Origin of the sequence: Thermodesulfatator indicus DSM 15286 (genome assembly GCF_000217795.1) — a bacterium.
GTDB classification, from domain to species: Bacteria; Desulfobacterota; Thermodesulfobacteria; order Thermodesulfobacteriales; family Thermodesulfatatoraceae; genus Thermodesulfatator; species Thermodesulfatator indicus.
The window spans coordinates 334,622-351,521 of the sequence record NC_015681.1 but is presented as its reverse complement, the minus strand read 5'-3'; the positions used below and the strand labels follow the sequence as shown (position 1 = coordinate 351,521).

The following is a 16,900-nucleotide window of genomic DNA, read 5'->3' as shown; positions in this document are numbered from 1 at the left end:
AAATTAGATTCCTAAACCTTTTAATACAGCCCTTATTCCTGCAAAGAGTAACATACCAATAACTATCCACCTTACTGTAGCTGGACGCGCTATAGCTAACAATCTTACTCCTATAAAAGAACCGAGCATTATTCCCACAAGAGAAGGAATAACTATCAATGGTATTATTCCGCCGCTGTTAATATACACCCAAGCTGCAGAAGTATCAGTAATAGCTAATAAGAATTTACTGGTAGCTACTGATATTTTAATAGGAGCTCCCATCAATAGATTAAGTACCGGGATATTAGCCCAACCTGCACCCAGACCAAACATACCAGCCATAATCCCAATCACTACAAAAAGTAATAAACCTATAGGGGTGCGATGGACATGCCACTTATATACTTCACCAGTGGATTCTTCGCGATAAATACCCCATATGCCTAATGCTAAACCGAGTTTGTCAGGTTTTTTGACTTCGGGGAATTCGCTTTTTTTAGAAAAGAACATGAGAGCAACAATAAATAAAATAGTTACACCTAGTAATAACTGAACTAAGTTACGTGGTAAAGCAAGACCTATCATAGCCCCGGCTATAGAGGCTGTAGAGGCTATTAAAGCGATGGGTATAGCTAGCCTTAAAGAGGCCAAGTTCCGCATAAGAAGCCCAGGACCTGCTGCCAGCGCACCTGATAATGCTACCAAAAGGCCAGCAGTTCTGACGAAATCAAGGTTGAACGGAAAAAATCCACTTACGATGGGAACAAAAAGTACTCCGCCTCCTACGCCGCCCAAAACAGCTACAATACCTATGAGAAAGTTAGTAATAAAAAGGGCTATAGGCCAGAACCACCACGGCTTACTACTTACCGCTTGGGTATTTTCTGCTACCGAGGCAATAGCGTGTTTGGCTTCTTCAGGCGAGGCTTGTCCCCAAGAGTAATAAAGAAAAGCTAGAGCAAAAAAAACCAGAAGACCTAGGATAAGTTTTTTATTTTCCATATAAAAACCTCCCCTTATAGGGTTTATGCTTTTCTAAAAAAATAAATTAGGGAGGTCAAAAGTTATAAGAGTTGAATACAGACAATCTGTTGTTTAATTTTGAAACATATAAGATTTTGTAAACTTTTTCTCAATTTTGTTCTGTTTTTTTGAAAACAAAGAGAAATTTAAGAATTTATGTTTACTCTTTAACCACTAAAACAGGACAAGGAGCTTCGGAAAGGACCCTTTTGGTACAACTACCTATTAAAAATTTTTCTATACGTCCTCGCCCGTGGCTTCCCATAACTATTAAATCACAATGTAAATTTTTAACGGTTTCTATAATTTTTTCCCAGGGTTTCCCTTCTGCTAAGCGAAAACCAGCCGATATATTTTGGGCTTTGGTAATATTCCTTGCTTTTTCGAAATATTTATGGGCTTCTTCTTCAAAGGCTTGGCGAACAGATTTTAAATTAAAAAGATCGATAAATTCTCCTCCTTTGGGTATAACGTATAAAATAGTTATTTTGGCATTATATTGCTTAGCTAAATCAATAGCCCTTTCAACCGCTTTAAAACTTACTTCTGAGCCGTCAATAGGAATTAAAATATGTTTGTATCCCATTCTCATCAAATAAAAGTACCCTAATCCCCGGTTAAGCATTGGGGGCTTCGCCCCCAAACCTCCTATTACCAATATGTCAAGCTCTATTTTCGATTTTTTGTTCTTTCACCTAGTGGATGAAAAGTTATTCTGACTTTGAGCTATAACTAAAGCCATTTTAATTACCAAGATTCCCGCTTAACCGGGAATCTTGGTAAAGGAGGGATTTTTTCCCTTACTTAAATAGTTTTTTCTGCTATCGTAACTAAACCATATTTTTTGACCAAGCGTTGTTTTTCGATATGTCCCTTGAATGTCCAATATAAGATTAAAATAGTAGTTATTCCTCCGCTACCAAACAAAAAGAGTTTGCTCCCTAGATCAAACATTTTGAGAGCATTGTCTGAAAGGGTAATAACATTTAGTTTGTGTAAATACTCTGGAATAGCGAGAGCTCTTGAAACACAACACAAAAGTATCAAGATCGCGGTAACCATGCGGATATAAAGTTCTTTCACCAGAGTAGTTCCAATGGCTCCAAAATAAACGCCTATCAGAGAACCTGCATAAAGCAAGAAAGTTAATTGAAGATCAACGAATCCAGCTAAGGCGTAATTAAAGGCTCCCCATGCTCCCATGAACATGGCCAAGAAAAGCTCTGTTCCTGCGGCTACTACTGTAGGGACACCGAAGACATAAATCATGGCCGGAACACCAATAAAACCACCAACTCCAATAGTTCCCGCCATAAAGCCTACAGCTGTACCTACAAAAAGAACAACCCACAGAGAAATTTTTACTCCAGCTACGGGAAAATTGATCATAGGGGGAATACGAAGTTTTTTAGATAAGTTTAGTAAGAATTCAGATGGGCCAATAGCTACTCCTTTAGCTGTACGCCATGCATCTCGAAACATAGAAGAACCTATAGCGCTTAACGTAAGAACAAAAAAAGTACTTACATATAAACTTGATCCCGCTTTACCTAGGCTGTGAAAAAAATATCCGTTGACCCAAACCGCCAATTTAATTCCTATTAAAGCGGTTACTAATAGAAAAACAGCTAATTTTTTGTCTACATGGCCCATTTCTCCATGTTTTCTAGACCCCATCATAGCTTTTCCAAACTTATGGGTGATATTAGCGCCTACAGCCATTACTCCGGGAATGCCTAAGTTCATCATTCCTGGAGTCATTAAAAAAGCTCCTCCAGAGCCTATAAAACCTGAAAGTGTACCACCCATGAAACCTAATAAAGCGATCCATAAATAATTAAGATGATTTGAATTTAGCAACTGGGTAACTAATTCAATCTGTTCCACAGTTACATGCCCTGTTACTGGTCCGCCTGCCATTTTTTCCTCCTTAGATAATTTTTTATTTATAGTTTAAAGTGCTAATGTTTGCCTGCAGATTTTTCTAATCCTAATAATTTAGGAAGACATTCAGCAAAACTACCGTAGATATAAGCATGTATAGGAACTGTAGCGAGAACAGCAATAGCTCCTAAGAAGGTTCCAGTCATATATATTTTGTAATTTAGTTTTTCTATCATTGGAAAGAACCCAAAATAGCTGATGGCCGACAGAGATCCATATAAGCACATTTTAGATATTACCTTCTTTTTAGAAGTTCTTTCTTGAGGTAATAAAGTCTTTATAGACAATACAGGACACTTTAAACGGATACTTATGTCTTCAAGATGTTTTATTTTTTCGCTAGCTAATGGCTCAAGATCAAGATTCCCAACTATTACTAAATCTATTGGAGAAAATTCTTTTAAAGCTAACATAAAAGCCCTTGGTAAATACTCAATAACTTTTCCTTCTATTTCTACTCCTATTCCTTTTGCTTTTATTTCATTGAGTAAATTTTCTAGCTTTTCTTTCTTTTCTTTTATTTGTTTTTCCTGTATATCTATCCAGTCTGTGGTTTCAAGAGATACAGGAACTAGAAATAAGATGTAAAGTTTAGCTTTCTTCTTTTTAGCGATCTCAATAGCATGATTAATATATTTCGGTTCTCGATCCACTTCTTCAATAAAAAGTATTCTTTCCATATAGACCTCCTTTTTAATTTTCATTGTTTGAAAAGCAAAACTTATGCCATACAGCGGATTTGTTCTAAATTTCTTAGAATGTAAGAAAAATTCAAAAAAATTTTGACTTTTTAAAAGTTCTTTTTTATAAAAGAAAAAAATTTTTTGATGCAAAATGCAACATAATGTTGCAAAATATAAAAAATTAAATAAAAATAGCTAAAACGAGAAACATGGAAGTTATTAACGAGAAACATGGAAGTTATTAACCTCCATGCCCCAAAGGGGCACAACGAAGGCATGAAAACATTGAAAAGAGAGGAGCCATGGATATTTTGTTGCTTCAAAAAGTCTTTAAAAAGGAGGTATATACCCATGGCTCCTGAAAAAGAAATAACCAGGTTTTAAGAATTATTCATCCCATTTGTTGTGGCCTTGACGTTCATAAGCGTTTCGTCTCAGCATGTATCCTAAAGACTCTTCCTGATGGTTCTATAGAAGTCGAAGTTCGAGAATTTGAAACTTTTACCGACGATCTTATAGCCCTGAGAGAATGGCTGATCGAAAAAGATTGTCCCATTGTAGCCATGGAAAGCACAGGTGTTTACTGGCAGCCTATACACAATATTTTAGAAGGCTATGTGGAAGTGATCTTAGTCAATGCCAGGCATATCAAAAATGTCCCTGGACGAAAGACGGATATCTCAGACAGCCGCTGGTTAGCAGAATTACTTCGTGTAGGTCTGCTACGGGCAAGTTATATTCCCCCAAAACAAGTTCGTTTCTGGAGAGAGCTAGTACGACTTAGACAGAAACATGTCAAAACGCTTGCTGATTATAAGAAAAGAGTTCAAAAGCTTTTTGAATCAGCAAATATTAAGCTAGACAATGTAGTTTCAGATTTGTTTGGGGAAACAGGTCGTCAAATCATGAGATTACTTTTAGAGACCCCCAAGCCTAGCCTTGAAGAAGTTAGGGTTGTGCTAAAGGGAAACTTAAGAAGAAAGTAGAAGAGCTCTATCGCTCTATTTGTGGCTTTTTCGAAGAGCATCATCGTTTTCTTTTGCATTCGCTCTTAAGCATAATAGAGACTCTGGAAAAAGAGATAGGGATTATGGATATAAGGATCAAGGAAGTAATGAGACACCATGAAGATTTAATAGAGAGATTAAAAGGGATACCAGGAGTAAGTGAAGTTTCAGCGCGAGCTATTTTGGCAGAAGTAGGGCCGGATCTGAGAAGTTTTCCAAATGAGAGGGCGCTAGCCAGTTGGGCAGGAGTTTGTCCAGGGAATAACGAAAGTGGAGGAAAGAGGATTAGCGGCAAGAGCCCGGTAAAGAAACATCCTTTAAGAAGCGTTTTGATAGAGGTGTCTTGGGCGGCCACGAGGAAGAAAGGGACATATTATGCGGCAAAATATAGGCAACTTCGTGCTCGTCGAGGGCCTAAGAAAGCCATAGGGGCCATAGCGCATAAGATATTGAAAGCGGTGTATTTTATCATCAAAGAGGGTCAGGAATACAGGGAATTAGGGGCAAATCATCTGAAGCAGATAAATAGGGAGAGATTATTGACAAAAATAAAAGAAGAAGCAGAAAGACTTGGGTATAAAGTGGTAGCGGCATAAAACAGCGAGGTAAGGTCGTAGCCCCCACTGAAGCCAAAGAGCGCGATATTAACCTGACCGACCACCAGCAGGCACAACAAATTGTAGGCTTTGACCACGCACAGGAATCTCTCTTGAACTAGAGTTGGTGGTTATTGGTCGATGTTTTCACAGGAATGGAGTCATTTAAATAGGCGACAATTGAATCATTGCGAGCGAAGCGAAGCAATCATTGTCCCGAGCGCAGCGAAGGGGTCTGTGAGACGGCTTCGGTCTCTAACGAGGCCTCGCAGTGACGGCGAGAGTTACTTAGCCTTAGCGATTATGTTAGCGATGACACTTTGTTAATTAAAAAATGCTCGGATTAATAATTTTGGGGGTCAGGCCATATGGAGACCAGCCTGCGTTTTAAAATCCAGATAGGATATTTGGTATTATTGATTCCCTTGTTTCTTTCTTTAATTTTATCCTATATTAGTTTGAACTCTCTTTGGCATAAGATTAAAAATTTAGAAACAATAGATTGCTTCACTCAAAACTTACTTGATGTTAGACGATATGAAAAAAATTTTTTTCTTTATAATAGCAAGGAAGATTTACAAAAGACTAAAGAGTTAACTAATAAAGCTATTAAAACTTTGCAAAAGCATAAAAGTTTATTTTTTCAAATAGATGATGATAAAGCTAAGGAATTGATTGAAAAATTAAATAAATATTTCTCCTATTTGGTTAATCTGAATACTATTGATGCTAACGAAATGAGGAAATTAGGTCATGATTTGGTCATTATAAGTAAGGATTTGAGAGACAAGGAATTAGCTATTATAGATGGTATATTTGAAAAATTGATTGTATATCTTTTTATTTTTGCTTTAATATCTATTGGTATAATAAGTGGAGTAGGATATTTTATGGCCAGGAGAGTAGTTTCTCCTTTAGAAAATTTAGAAGAATGTATGAAAAAGATTTTGAAGACTCAAAAACTTTCTATTGATTGTCCAAGAACAAAAGATAAGGAAATAAGATCGGTTATTAAAACGCTAAATATAATTTTGCAAGAATTAGAAGCAAGAAAGTCTCAGTTAGTTCAGTCAGAAAAGTTGGCATCATTAGGTACTTTGCTTTTTGGTGTGGCTCATGAACTTAATAATCCTTTATCGAATGCATCTTCTAGTTGCCAAATATTGTTGGAAGATATAGAAAACATGGACAAAAATACGGCTAAAGCTTTTATTGAACAAATAGATCGGGAAATATGGCGAGCTAGAGATATTGTGTTGTCCTTGCTAGAATTGTCGAGATATCGCAATCTTAAATTAGAAGAAATTAATTTGTATCAAGTGATACAAGAAGTGCTATCTATCTTAAAAGACAGAATAAAAACTAATTTAAAAATAGATATTGATGTGGATAAAGGTTTAAATATTTATGTAGATAAAAAGAAATTTCAGCAAGTACTAATAAACTTATTATCTAATGCCATTGATGCTCTAGAAGACGATGGTCATATTTTAGTTAAAGCTTATTTTGATCATGGTCGAGAAGGAGTTGTTGTTACTGTTAAAGATAATGGTTGTGGAATACCTACAAATATCTTGAATAAGATTTTCGATCCTTTTTTTACTACTAAAGGAGTAAAAGGATCTGGACTAGGTCTATATTTAGTAAATGAAATTGTTTCTCGTCATGGAGGAACTATTAAAGTAGAAAGCAAGGAAGGAGAAGGAACATGCTTTTACATATTTATTCCACGTAATACGACAGATGAAAATAGCATAGAGGGAGGATTGTCGTGTCTTTAAATTCAGAAAAAAAATATAAAGGGAAAATATTGATAGTTGATGACGAAAGAGTCGCACTACAAAATCTAACTTATATCTTTAAAAAAGAAAATTATAACATTGTAGCCACTAGTGATAGTGTCGAAGCGTTAGAATTAATAAAAAGAAAAGAGTTTGATGTTTTACTTACTGATCTTAAAATGGAAAAAATAGATGGTCTAGAATTGCTTAAAGCCATGAAGTATTATCAGCCAGAGGCTGAAACAGTTATAATAACTGCTTATGCTACCATTGATTCTGCTATAGAGGCTTTAAAATCCGGTGCGTTTCATTATATTTCTAAGCCATTTAAATTAGATGAAGTCCGAAAGATAATTGCTGAGGCTATGGAGAAAGTTAAATTAAAGAAAGAAAATAAATTGTTAAAACAGGAAATCGAAAGTTTGAAGGGAAAGGTTAAAATTATTACTCACAATCAATATATGCAAGACTTGCTAAACACTGCTTTACAAATTGCTAAAACTGATTGTGTAGTACTCATAACAGGGGAATCTGGTACAGGAAAAGAGTTATTTGCTCGTTTTATCCATGAAGCTAGCAATAGAAAAGATAAACCGTTTATAGCTATAAATTGTGGGGTTTTTTCTGAAGAACTTTTAGCTAGTGAATTATTTGGTTATGAAAAAGGTGCTTTTACTGGCGCATCACAAACGAAAATGGGTCTTGTAGAGCAGGCTGATGGTGGAACTCTCTTTTTTGACGAAATTGCCGAAATGTCTCCTTCTATGCAAGTTAAGTTGTTACGCCTACTACAAGAACATGAATTTTATAGGATTGGCGGTCTAAAACCTATAAAAGTTAATGTACGTTTTATTGCCGCTACTAATCGCAACCTAAAAAAGATGGTAGAACTTGGCTCTTTTAGACAGGATCTTTATTATCGTTTAAATGTGGTTCATCTTCATTTACCTCCTCTAGCAGAACGAAAAGAAGATATCCCTGTTCTTGCTTACTATTTTCTGAGGCGCCACGCTAAAGCTATGAATAAAAACGTAAAAGAAATTGCTCCGGAGGTTCTTCACAGTTTGCAACAGTACGACTTTCCTGGAAATGTCAGAGAATTAGAAAATATTATCGAACGAGGAGTTGCTTTAGCTCGAGGTGAGGTTCTTGATCTCACCTGTTTACCTGAGGAATTAAAAACTTTGGAAATTCATACTTTTAGGAGAAAAGACGGTCATTATCCTACTCTTGAAGAGCACGAATTGGCCTATATTAAATGGATTTTAAAGGAAACCAAAGGCAATAAAACTAAAGCGGCTAAAATTTTGGGTATTGATCGGGTCTCCCTCTGGAGGAAGCTAAAAAAATATGGCTTAGACAAAGATTTTATATTTTAGGCGTTGCAATATGCAATATTAATGTTGCTCTTTTTAACGTAAAATTTTCCCTTTATTAGTCTGTCCAATCTCTATTTTATTTTTATCAGCTTTTTATAAACTGGCATGCTTTTTGAAGATAAAATTTGTGTTAGTTGGAGGTTTATATGAAAATATGGCAACGTATAAACAAAGAATGGGAGGACTCTTTTAGCGCTGCCGCCTTTGCGGAAGCGGGAGAGTTTGACTGTGCTAAAGAAATAGCTAAGGATTTAAACGGTTGGATTGTACTAGTTGGAGAAGGAGATAACCTTTCTCATAAGGTTATTTCTTATGTGAAAAAACTATGTTTGGCTAATAGGAGTGCATTAAAAATAATATGGAAAGGAAAAATATCAGAAGATCTTTTTGTTAAAGAACTAAAAGATATTTTTTGGCAAGCTGATTTGACAAATAAAGAGTTGAATAGAATTTTGCCCGTTTATCTTAGACAAACTAAAAATATTAAAATGGTTATTTCTTCTAGTAATACCCCGCGTTTAAAAGCTTTGGCTAATAAAATAAACAGGGAATTTATGTGTCCTTTTATTTGTATAACTTTAAAAAAATAGTCTCAAAGGAGTTAGAGAAATGGCCAAATTTTCAAACATTTTGCGTCAGTTTATAGACTCTTTCGTAGTGAAGACTTTTGCAGAGGCTGGGGAATTTGATATTGCCCAGAAATGGGCTCGTGAATGGAATCTGGGTTTTTCCGAAAAACTTCCGTTTTGGCATCGAATTTTTGCGGCTTCAGCTTTCGCTGAGGCTGGAGAATTTGAAGAGGCTTTAAGATGGTTGGCTGTTTCGCCTACGTCTGATGTAAAAATTAAAACAAGAGCAGTTGAGAATTTGCTTGAACAATCCATTGAAGTGGCCACTGCTGCTACTTTTGCTGAAGCCAGCGAATTCTATAAAGCGGTTAAAATTATTGCTCGGCTAAGAGGAAAGAAAGTTTTAGTAGTCTGTGAGGGAGCAAATTTTCCAGAACGCCTTATGAGACAAGCTTTTGATATGGCTAAAAATATGAATACGGAGTTGATTGTTTTAAATATTTTTATGCAAACTATGCATGCTAAAGATTCAGAACATACTCAAAAATGGCGGGATAAATTTCGACTAAGGGCTAAAGAAGGTCTAGAATTCTGGAAAGAGAAATATCCAGAAGTACAAGTAGCTCAAGTTGTAAAATTTGGAGAGCCAATACAAGTTTTAGAAGAATTCCTTATGCAAAACAAAGGTATAAAATATATCTTTACTTTGAAAGAAGTGTCAGCTAAACATGCCCTTGAGGCTAGACCATTTTGGGTCAAAAGTTTTAAACATTAAAGCCAGGTTACCTGGTCAGGTAAATCTACATATATAGGTTCGCCTGGCCAGAAATTGTACTTTTTCAATAAATTTTCATTTATTTTGAAATTTAAGGAAATATCTTCCAGCGAAGCCGTTATTTTTAGGTCTTTACAATTGATCTCTTTATTTATTTGTTTAATGGTCATTTTTAAAGATTTCTTATCTTTTTGTGGTAGTACTTTGATTTTAGATGATTCTATAATGGCCACGGGCTTATCTATATTTTCTCTAGGAGCATTGAACATAAGTTTTTGACCATTTTTAAATTTTTTTATCAATTTTCCATTAGCCATTTCCCATGGTCCCCAAAGAAAATTTATTTCTTTAGTAAAAACATGGCCTTTGAAGATATGCCAAGTTTTGTGAGGTACTTCGTCAAGCCAGGCCTGGTCGTGACTAGCTATGATGATAGTGGTGTTCCATAAATGGTACGCGTTTAAAATAGCTTCCTTTATTAGCAGGGCACTATGAATATCTACGCTTGCGGTTGGTTCATCTAAAAGCAGGACTTCTGGTTCCAGAGCTAGACGGCAGGCAAGGGCTACTCTTTGGGTTTCTCCGCCTGAGAGGGCATACCAGGGCCTTTTGGCAAACTCTTCAGGCGGAAGTCCTACTAGTTCTAAAGCCTGATGAAATTTTTGTCGGAGTAGGTTTTTGTTTTTAATTTTTCTAATTTTTAGCCCATATATCACATTTTCAAAAACTCTTCGTTTTAATAAAAAAGGCTGCTGAGGAAGAAGGGTAATATTTTTGGCAGCTTGGCTGAAAGGGCTAACAGGTTTCCCTTTAAAAAGGATTTCTCCTGAAGTTGGCCTTTCGATTAAACCTAAGAGCTTGAGGAGAGTGCTTTTACCTGCACCATTTGGCCCTACCAGGGCTATTATTTCAGCCTTTTCAACCAATAAATGGTCTATTTTTATGGCTGGCTTCGGGCCATAAGTGTGGAATAAATTTTTTATTTCAAAAATTGGAGCTAACATCGCTTCCTAAAAAAAGAGAGACTTAAATTCACCAGAAGGGCAATGGTTAACAACACCAGGCCTAAAGCTATACCCATGGCAAATTGGCCTTTAGATGTTTCAAGAGCTATGGCGGTAGTAATGGTACGTGTATGCCACTTGATATTCCCTCCAACCATTAAGGAGATACCTACTTCTGTTAATACTCGGCCGTAAGCAGCCACCGCCGCGGTTAAAATGCCAAAACGAGCTTCCCACAAATAGGTAAAAAGAAGCTGAATTCGATTTACACCAAGAGATAAAAGGGTAAGGCGTAAATTGCGGTCAAGACTCTCTACAGCGGTGGCGGTAAGGGCGATAACAATAGGCAAAGCCAAAATAGTTTGGCCTATAGCGATTCCTGGAAGAGTGAATAATAGACCATATTCTCCAAGCGGGCCTTTTTGGGTAAGCAGGGCATACACCAAAAGGCCTATTAGCACAGTTGGTAGGGCCAGCAAAGTATCAACAATAGTTCTTATTGGTTTTTTCCCTGGGAATTCGTAGAAACCAAGCAGAAAACCAAGGGGAATACCGATGGCCAGGCTTGCCGCCATAGAATAACTTGAAACTTTGAGAGTAGCTTTTATGGCTGAATAAGTTTCAGGGTCAAAAGTTACCAGTAGCTCAAAAGCTTTTAAAATTCCTTCAGTTATGTAGCCCATTTAATCCTAAGTAGACCTCTTCACTTTTTGAGTTTTTTAGACTGCTTTGCTCCGCTCGCAGTGATAACAGGGAATCACGGCGAGGCCCGCTGGAGGCCTCGCTGTGACAGGGTTAAAGGTCTTTTTAAATTTTTTACTTGGCATTAGGGATGAAAAGTTGTTTACCAAGGAGTTTGAACTCGGCAATGGCTTTTTGGACCTTTGGTGAAGTTATCCAATCGGAAAAAGCGCGAGCCAGGTCATTTTTAACATTAGGGCAACGTTTAGGGTTAATTTCTATGACGCTATATTGATTGCGCAAGGCCTTGTCGCCTTCCACTAGAATAACCAAGGGCGGATTCCCTTTATGATTGTATTCGAACTTTATGTAAGTTCCGCGGTCGGTAAGGGTATAACCTTTTTTCTCTGCCGCTACGTTTAAAGTGGCCAGCATCCCCTGGCCAGTTTGAATATACCAGGGTTCTTTATCCAACTTTTTGGGGTCAATACCTGCCATTTTCCAGAGAGCTAGCTCTTTTTTGTTGGTGCCCGAGTCATCACCACGGCTCACAAAAGTAGCCTTTTTAGCGGCAATTTTCTTTAGGGCTTTCTTAACAGATAGACCTTTAATACCGGCAGGGTCTTCAGGTGGGCCAACAATTACAAAATCATTGTACATTACTTCCCGGCGGTTTATACCGTAACCTGCAGCTACGAACTTCTTTTCGGCTGGAGGAGCGTGAACTAAAAGGATATCGACATCGCAGTTTTGCCCAAGACGTAAAGCCTTGCCTGTCCCCACAGCTATCCATTGAAGTTCAATGCCAGTGTCTTTTTTAAACATGGGAGCAAGATAGTCTAGAAGGCCAGTGTTGTCAGTGCTGGTGGTAGTGGCCATTCGTAAGACTTTCTTTTCGCCAGCAAATCCCTGGCCAACAAACAGACACAACATGATAATTAAAAGAAAAGCTAATTTTTTCATCAAGTACCTCCCTTTTGATTTGTTTTGTTGGAACATATATAATAGATTATTAAAGTAGATCAAGTTGATATAAATCATTTTGGAAGAAAATAATCCGATTAGGAGAATAAAATGTCAAAAGACAACCCCAAATCTTATCTATCTACCAAGGAAGTAGCTGAGCTTTTAGGAGTAAATGAAAAGATTGTTTATCAGCTTATAAATGAAAAGGGTCTTCCGGCCACTAAAGTTACGGGTAAGTGGCTTTTTCCTAGGCATCTGGTAGAGGCCTGGCTTGAAAAGCATGTAATTAATCATCCTGAACAAGGAGCATACAGAGAAAGACTTCTTGTAATTATAGGCAGTAACGATCCCTTACTTGAAAAAACAATAGCTCTTTATAACCGTCGTTTCCCTGATAATCCAGCGGTTTTCGCTTCAGTAGGCAGTATGGGTGGGTTAAAGGCTCTTTCCAAAAGGCTTTGTCATATAGCCACAGCACATCTCATGGAATCTAATGAAAGAGACTACAACTTTGCCTATTTAAAGGAGAAGCTAGAAGGGCCTTTACCTGCAGTAGTTAATTTTTGTTTTCGAGAGCAGGGAATCGTAGTCTCCCCTGGTAATCCTCAAGGAATTTCTTCTGTAGAGGACTTTATTAAAAAGAAAATAAGAGTTGCCTTACGTCCCAAAGGTACAGGCACAAGGGTTCTGATGGAGCATGAGTTACAAAAGATAGGCCTCTCGTCAGAAAAAATTGAAGGTGAAGAATATGCAAGCCATTTAGAAGTAGGTTTAGCTGTTTTAACAGGTAAAGCCCAAGCAGGTCTGGCTATAAAGGTAGTGGCAGATCTTCTTGGGCTTGATTTTGTTCCCCTTAAGCAAGAACGCTATGATTTGCTTATACCGAAAGAGTTTTTCTTTCAAGAAAATATCCAGGCTTTTTTAGGTCTTCTTCAAGATGAAGAATTTCAGACTTTGGCTAATAGCTTATCAGGGTATGATGTAAGTCTTAGTGGGAAAGTGATTTTTCCTAAGGCAGCTACAACTGCTTAATTGCTTTTAGGTAGAGCTGATTTGTCTGTCTCAAGAGACAGCTTTGGCGTGCTTAAACGCTATTCGTATTGACTAGATAGTAAGTGGCTGATGATGGCTGGTTGTTAGTGAATGTTTGGTAGAGCCTTGCTGAGTTTCGGCTATTTTCCCCTTTGGAAAATGCCATGGAGTTTAATCCTTCCTTTTTAAATCTCTCTAAAGTTTTTCTCATTGTTGCCGACAAACATAGTGAAGAACTTTACAAGGAGGATAGTTATGAAATTAAATACTATTAAAGCCCGGGTGCAGGCGATCATTTTGATAATGTTTTTCTTGAGCATTTTTAACGCTGGGGTAGTTTTCTGGTCCCTTCATAAAAACGAAGGGGACGCCAAATATGTAAATATTGCCGGACGACAGAGAATGCTTGTGCAAAAACTTACTAAAGAAATTTTAAGTAAAGATTTTGCTTCAGCCACGCAGACCGCGGCCCTTTTTGAAAAAAGTCTTAAAGCCTTAAAAGACGGCGATACCAGTATGGGGCTTAAATCGGTAAAAGACCCTGAAATTCTAGCGAGCTGGGAAAAATTAAATCAAGCCTGGCAAAAGTTTAAAACTTCTTTTGATATTTACATAAAAACCCAAGACGAAAAAGCCTTAAAGTATCTCCTTGATCATAACTTGGAAGTTCTTTCCCTGGCCAATGATCTTACAAAAAAGTTTGAAGAAAAGGCGGTGGCTGGCCTTCATAGATTAAGAATATATCAGGTAATTATCTCGGGCTTTAGCATAATGCTACTTCTGGCTATCTGGTGGATGGCCAGAACCAAAATCATTGCTCCTATTGATAAAGCGGTGGCCTTAGTAACCAGAATTTCCAATGGCGATTTTACCGTTAAGTTTCCTAAAGCCAGCCAGGATGAGATAGGCCGCCTGTTGGCTGCCCTTGAAGGTATGACCAGGCGATTACGCGAAACTTTGAGCCACGTGGTAGACTCGTCAGACAAGGTCTATTCGGCCTCTCAACAAATATATCGGGCTGGTGAAGAAGTGGCGGAAAAGGCCGAAAACCTTGCTAGAGAAGGCGAAGAAGTAAAAGAGGCCGAAGAGGCTATTAACAATAATATTCGGGCGGTTTCGGCAGCTTCTGAGCAAATGGTTGAAGCCATTACCGAAATATCTCGTAATACCTCTGAAGCAGCCCACATTGCTAACGATGCCGTCATAAAAGCTCAGGAAACAAATGAAATCGTAAATAAACTTAGTATTTCTTCAGAAGAAATCGGTGAGGTGGTAAATCTCATTCAAAGTATTGCGGAACAAACTAATTTGTTGGCTTTAAACGCCACCATTGAAGCGGCTCGTGCGGGTGAAGCTGGCAAAGGTTTTGCCGTAGTGGCCGGAGAAGTAAAAGAGCTTTCCCGTCAGACCACCCAGGCTACCGAAAAGATTACGCAAAAGATTCAGGCCATTCAGACAGATGCCCGGGCTTCGGTTAAAGCTATTGAAGAGATTACCGAAATCATTAGCCGCATAAATGATATTTCTAATATGATTGCTAGCGCTGTAGAAGAACAGACGGCCATGATGGGCGAAATAAGCCAGGCAGCTAACATGTCTGCCGAAAGTGTTGATCAAATCAAAGAAAAAGTTGAAAAAATGTCTGTAGCTATTCAAGAGACCGCGGAAAAAGGCCTTAAGAGCAAGGCGCTATCGGAAGAGATGATAACTCTTGCTGGTCGTTTAAAAGAATTGGCTTCTAAATTCAAGGTTTAATTTAGATAAAGTTAATACTTTCGGGGCTTCTGGTTTTTTGAGCCAGGAGCCCTAAAGTTGCTTGTCTGAAATATTTTCTTGCCGACTTGTTAAACATCTCGACTAAGTATTATCAGCCAGGCCAGCGAGTTTGAAAAGATACTGATTTCTCTACGGCGATACTATCGCCTGGCGAGAGTGTTGCTTCAGCTGCTAACGCAGCCTTGCAAGAATAAGTGAAATGATAAGCGAAAAGTGAAAAATACTTATAGTCATCGGCCAGTGGCCTCTGGTCAGCCTGTCACTGCGAGTGGAGCGAAGCAGTCTCAGAGATTACTTCGTCGGCAATACTGGTATCCTCGCGTATACAAGTAAGTGAGAAGTAACAATTATTTACCATCAGCCATTAGCTATCAGCCATCAGCCATCAGCCATCAGCCACCAGCCACCAGCCACCAGCCATCGGCCATCTGCCATCTGCCATTTAGTCACGGCGAGTCCTTTCCCTACCTTGTCACGGCGAGCCCGCAAGGGCGAAGCAGTCTCTTAGGTAAATCATTTTGTAAAGCTACGCCAATCATATATCTTTTTACCTATTTGCGAGGGGAGCAAAAAAATTATATGGCCAGGGTTTCAGTAATCTTCTGCCGAAAAGCTTTTATGGTTTTAGCGTAGTCTTCTGTGCCAAATATGGCTGAACCAGCTACGACGATATCTGCACCAGCTTTTACTACCTCTGCCAGGGTTTCCAGGTTAACGCCGCCGTCAACTTGTATAGGTATATCAATCCCACGGCTCCTTATTAGCTGTTTTAATTCCCTGATCTTGCGAAGGGCTGAAGGGATGAACTTTTGCCCACCAAAACCCGGGTTTACACTCATGATGAGAACAAAATCAACTTCTTCCAGGATATAATCTACGCTTTCAATAGGGGTAGCCGGGTTTAAAACTACGCCTGCTTTTTTGCCAAGTTCTTTGATGCGGGAAATAGTACGATGAAGATGAACGGCAGCTTCTACGTGGACTGAAAGCCAGTCAGCCCCGGCCTTGGCAAAATCTTCCAGGTAATTATCAGGGTTGGTAATCATTAAGTGTACGTCAAAGGGAAGGGAGGATGCCTCACGAATAGCCTTTATCACCACTGGCCCGATAGTGATATTGGGCACGAAATGCCCGTCCATCACGTCTATGTGAATAACATCTGCTCCAGCTTCAGTAATAGCCTTCACTTCTTCGGCCAGACGGCCAAAATCAGCGGAAAGAATAGAAGGCGCTATTTTTATCATTTCTTCAACCCCGGGAAACGGACGATTTTTTCTTTTTTGTTTCTAGTAGGTTTAGGTGGTTCTGGAGTAGGCGGTTCAGGGGGCTTATCTGGTTTAATAGGGAGCCTTTCACGATATTGGGTGACGAGAATTTCAGGAATTTGTGTGGTGTACCAGATAATATTAGCCCTTTGCATAACGACATATTCAATACCCAGTGGAATAGGGTGCCAGCCTTGGGCGTCAATAGCCACAAGAGCGGGCCATTCTAGGTCAAAGAATTCTCGTTTTTCAAGGACAAAGGCCAGAGTTTCCATGCCGTGGTGATAGCAGACCAGGCCCATCATCAAGCCAGAACTCGTTTGAAATAATACCGGTTCTCTTTTTGTCGCTTTTGGCAGCATGCCTTTAACATAAACAAAGGCTTGTTTCTTGCAAGTTTTTTTTGATTAACAAAAAGTACAAAATTATGGCCTTAA

Annotated in this window: 17 protein-coding genes; 8 read left to right on the top strand and 9 right to left on the bottom strand. The window is 38.3% G+C overall.

What is annotated here, in order from left to right; all coding sequences use genetic code 11:
• Nucleotides 1–3: 3 nt before the first annotated feature.
• The 4 genes from THEIN_RS01675 to THEIN_RS01660 all read right to left on the bottom strand — a co-directional run bounded on the left by THEIN_RS01675 (nt 4) and on the right by THEIN_RS01660 (nt 3,629).
• Nucleotides 4–984 (bottom strand): sulfite exporter TauE/SafE family protein, encoded by a 981-nt coding sequence (locus THEIN_RS01675; protein WP_013906957.1) that lies wholly within the window; start codon nt 982–984, stop codon nt 4–6.
• 181 nt (nt 985–1,165) lie between these two features.
• Nucleotides 1,166–1,591 (bottom strand): universal stress protein, encoded by a 426-nt coding sequence (locus THEIN_RS01670; RefSeq protein WP_013906956.1) that lies wholly within the window; start codon nt 1,589–1,591, stop codon nt 1,166–1,168.
• Nucleotides 1,592–1,809: 218 nt separating this feature from the next.
• Complete coding sequence (locus tag THEIN_RS01665) at nt 1,810–2,925, bottom strand: sulfite exporter TauE/SafE family protein (protein WP_013906955.1); 1,116 nt, start codon at nt 2,923–2,925, stop codon at nt 1,810–1,812.
• A gap of 41 nt (nt 2,926–2,966) precedes the next feature.
• Nucleotides 2,967–3,629, bottom strand: coding sequence for a hypothetical protein (locus THEIN_RS01660; RefSeq protein ID WP_013906954.1), 663 nt, complete (start codon nt 3,627–3,629; stop codon nt 2,967–2,969).
• Nucleotides 3,630–4,018: 389 nt separating this feature from the next.
• Between THEIN_RS01660 and THEIN_RS12325 the strand changes: the two genes are divergently transcribed.
• The 6 genes from THEIN_RS12325 (at nt 4,019) to THEIN_RS01635 (ending at nt 9,739) form a co-directional block, all read left to right on the top strand.
• Nucleotides 4,019–4,618 carry an IS110 family transposase gene (locus THEIN_RS12325; RefSeq protein ID WP_342606929.1) on the top strand — a complete coding sequence of 200 codons (600 nt, stop codon included), beginning with the start codon at nt 4,019–4,021 and terminating at the stop codon, nt 4,616–4,618.
• Nucleotides 4,619–4,722: 104 nt separating this feature from the next.
• Nucleotides 4,723–5,235, top strand: a complete 513-nt coding sequence (locus THEIN_RS12320) for a transposase (RefSeq protein WP_245523077.1) — start codon at nt 4,723–4,725, stop codon at nt 5,233–5,235.
• A 368-nt stretch (nt 5,236–5,603) separates the two neighbouring features.
• Nucleotides 5,604–7,016, top strand: coding sequence for a sensor histidine kinase (locus tag THEIN_RS01650; RefSeq protein WP_013906953.1), 1,413 nt, complete (start codon nt 5,604–5,606; stop codon nt 7,014–7,016).
• A complete protein-coding gene (locus THEIN_RS01645) occupies nt 7,007–8,395 on the top strand; it encodes a sigma-54-dependent transcriptional regulator (protein ID WP_013906952.1) in 1,389 nt (462 codons plus the stop codon). Before THEIN_RS01650 ends, THEIN_RS01645 begins: the two co-directional genes overlap by 10 nt.
• A gap of 146 nt (nt 8,396–8,541) precedes the next feature.
• The gene (locus THEIN_RS01640) at nt 8,542–8,985 is read left to right on the top strand and encodes a hypothetical protein (RefSeq protein WP_013906951.1); all 444 of its coding nucleotides are present in this window, start codon (nt 8,542–8,544) and stop codon (nt 8,983–8,985) included.
• Nucleotides 8,986–9,004: 19 nt separating this feature from the next.
• Nucleotides 9,005–9,739 carry an adenine nucleotide alpha hydrolase family protein gene (locus THEIN_RS01635; protein WP_013906950.1) on the top strand — a complete coding sequence of 245 codons (735 nt, stop codon included), beginning with the start codon at nt 9,005–9,007 and terminating at the stop codon, nt 9,737–9,739.
• On the opposite strand, the gene THEIN_RS11470 is transcribed toward THEIN_RS01635, so the two are convergent.
• The 3 genes from THEIN_RS11470 to THEIN_RS01620 all read right to left on the bottom strand — a co-directional run bounded on the left by THEIN_RS11470 (nt 9,736) and on the right by THEIN_RS01620 (nt 12,387).
• Nucleotides 9,736–10,743 (bottom strand): energy-coupling factor ABC transporter ATP-binding protein, encoded by a 1,008-nt coding sequence (locus THEIN_RS11470; protein WP_013906949.1) that lies wholly within the window; start codon nt 10,741–10,743, stop codon nt 9,736–9,738. The genes THEIN_RS01635 and THEIN_RS11470 overlap by 4 nt on opposite strands.
• Complete coding sequence (locus tag THEIN_RS01625) at nt 10,737–11,426, bottom strand: ABC transporter permease (RefSeq protein WP_013906948.1); 690 nt, start codon at nt 11,424–11,426, stop codon at nt 10,737–10,739. Before THEIN_RS01625 ends, THEIN_RS11470 begins: the two co-directional genes overlap by 7 nt.
• Before the next feature lie 133 nt (nt 11,427–11,559).
• Nucleotides 11,560–12,387 (bottom strand): ABC transporter substrate-binding protein, encoded by an 828-nt coding sequence (locus THEIN_RS01620; protein WP_013906947.1) that lies wholly within the window; start codon nt 12,385–12,387, stop codon nt 11,560–11,562.
• A gap of 111 nt (nt 12,388–12,498) precedes the next feature.
• On the opposite strand from THEIN_RS01620, the gene THEIN_RS01615 reads away from it, so the two are divergent.
• Both THEIN_RS01615 and THEIN_RS01610 read left to right on the top strand, forming a co-directional pair.
• Nucleotides 12,499–13,422 carry a helix-turn-helix transcriptional regulator gene (locus THEIN_RS01615; RefSeq protein WP_013906946.1) on the top strand — a complete coding sequence of 308 codons (924 nt, stop codon included), beginning with the start codon at nt 12,499–12,501 and terminating at the stop codon, nt 13,420–13,422.
• A 255-nt stretch (nt 13,423–13,677) separates the two neighbouring features.
• Nucleotides 13,678–15,177: a methyl-accepting chemotaxis protein gene (locus tag THEIN_RS01610; RefSeq protein ID WP_013906945.1), complete on the top strand. Its 1,500-nt coding sequence runs from the start codon at nt 13,678–13,680 to the stop codon at nt 15,175–15,177.
• Nucleotides 15,178–15,773: 596 nt separating this feature from the next.
• Here THEIN_RS01610 and rpe read toward each other — a convergent pair.
• A complete protein-coding gene (rpe, locus tag THEIN_RS01605) occupies nt 15,774–16,442 on the bottom strand; it encodes a ribulose-phosphate 3-epimerase (protein ID WP_013906944.1) in 669 nt (222 codons plus the stop codon).
• Nucleotides 16,439–16,825 (bottom strand): hypothetical protein, encoded by a 387-nt coding sequence (locus tag THEIN_RS01600; protein ID WP_148236920.1) that lies wholly within the window; start codon nt 16,823–16,825, stop codon nt 16,439–16,441. Before THEIN_RS01600 ends, rpe begins: the two co-directional genes overlap by 4 nt.
• Between the last annotated feature and the right edge of the window lie 75 nt (nt 16,826–16,900).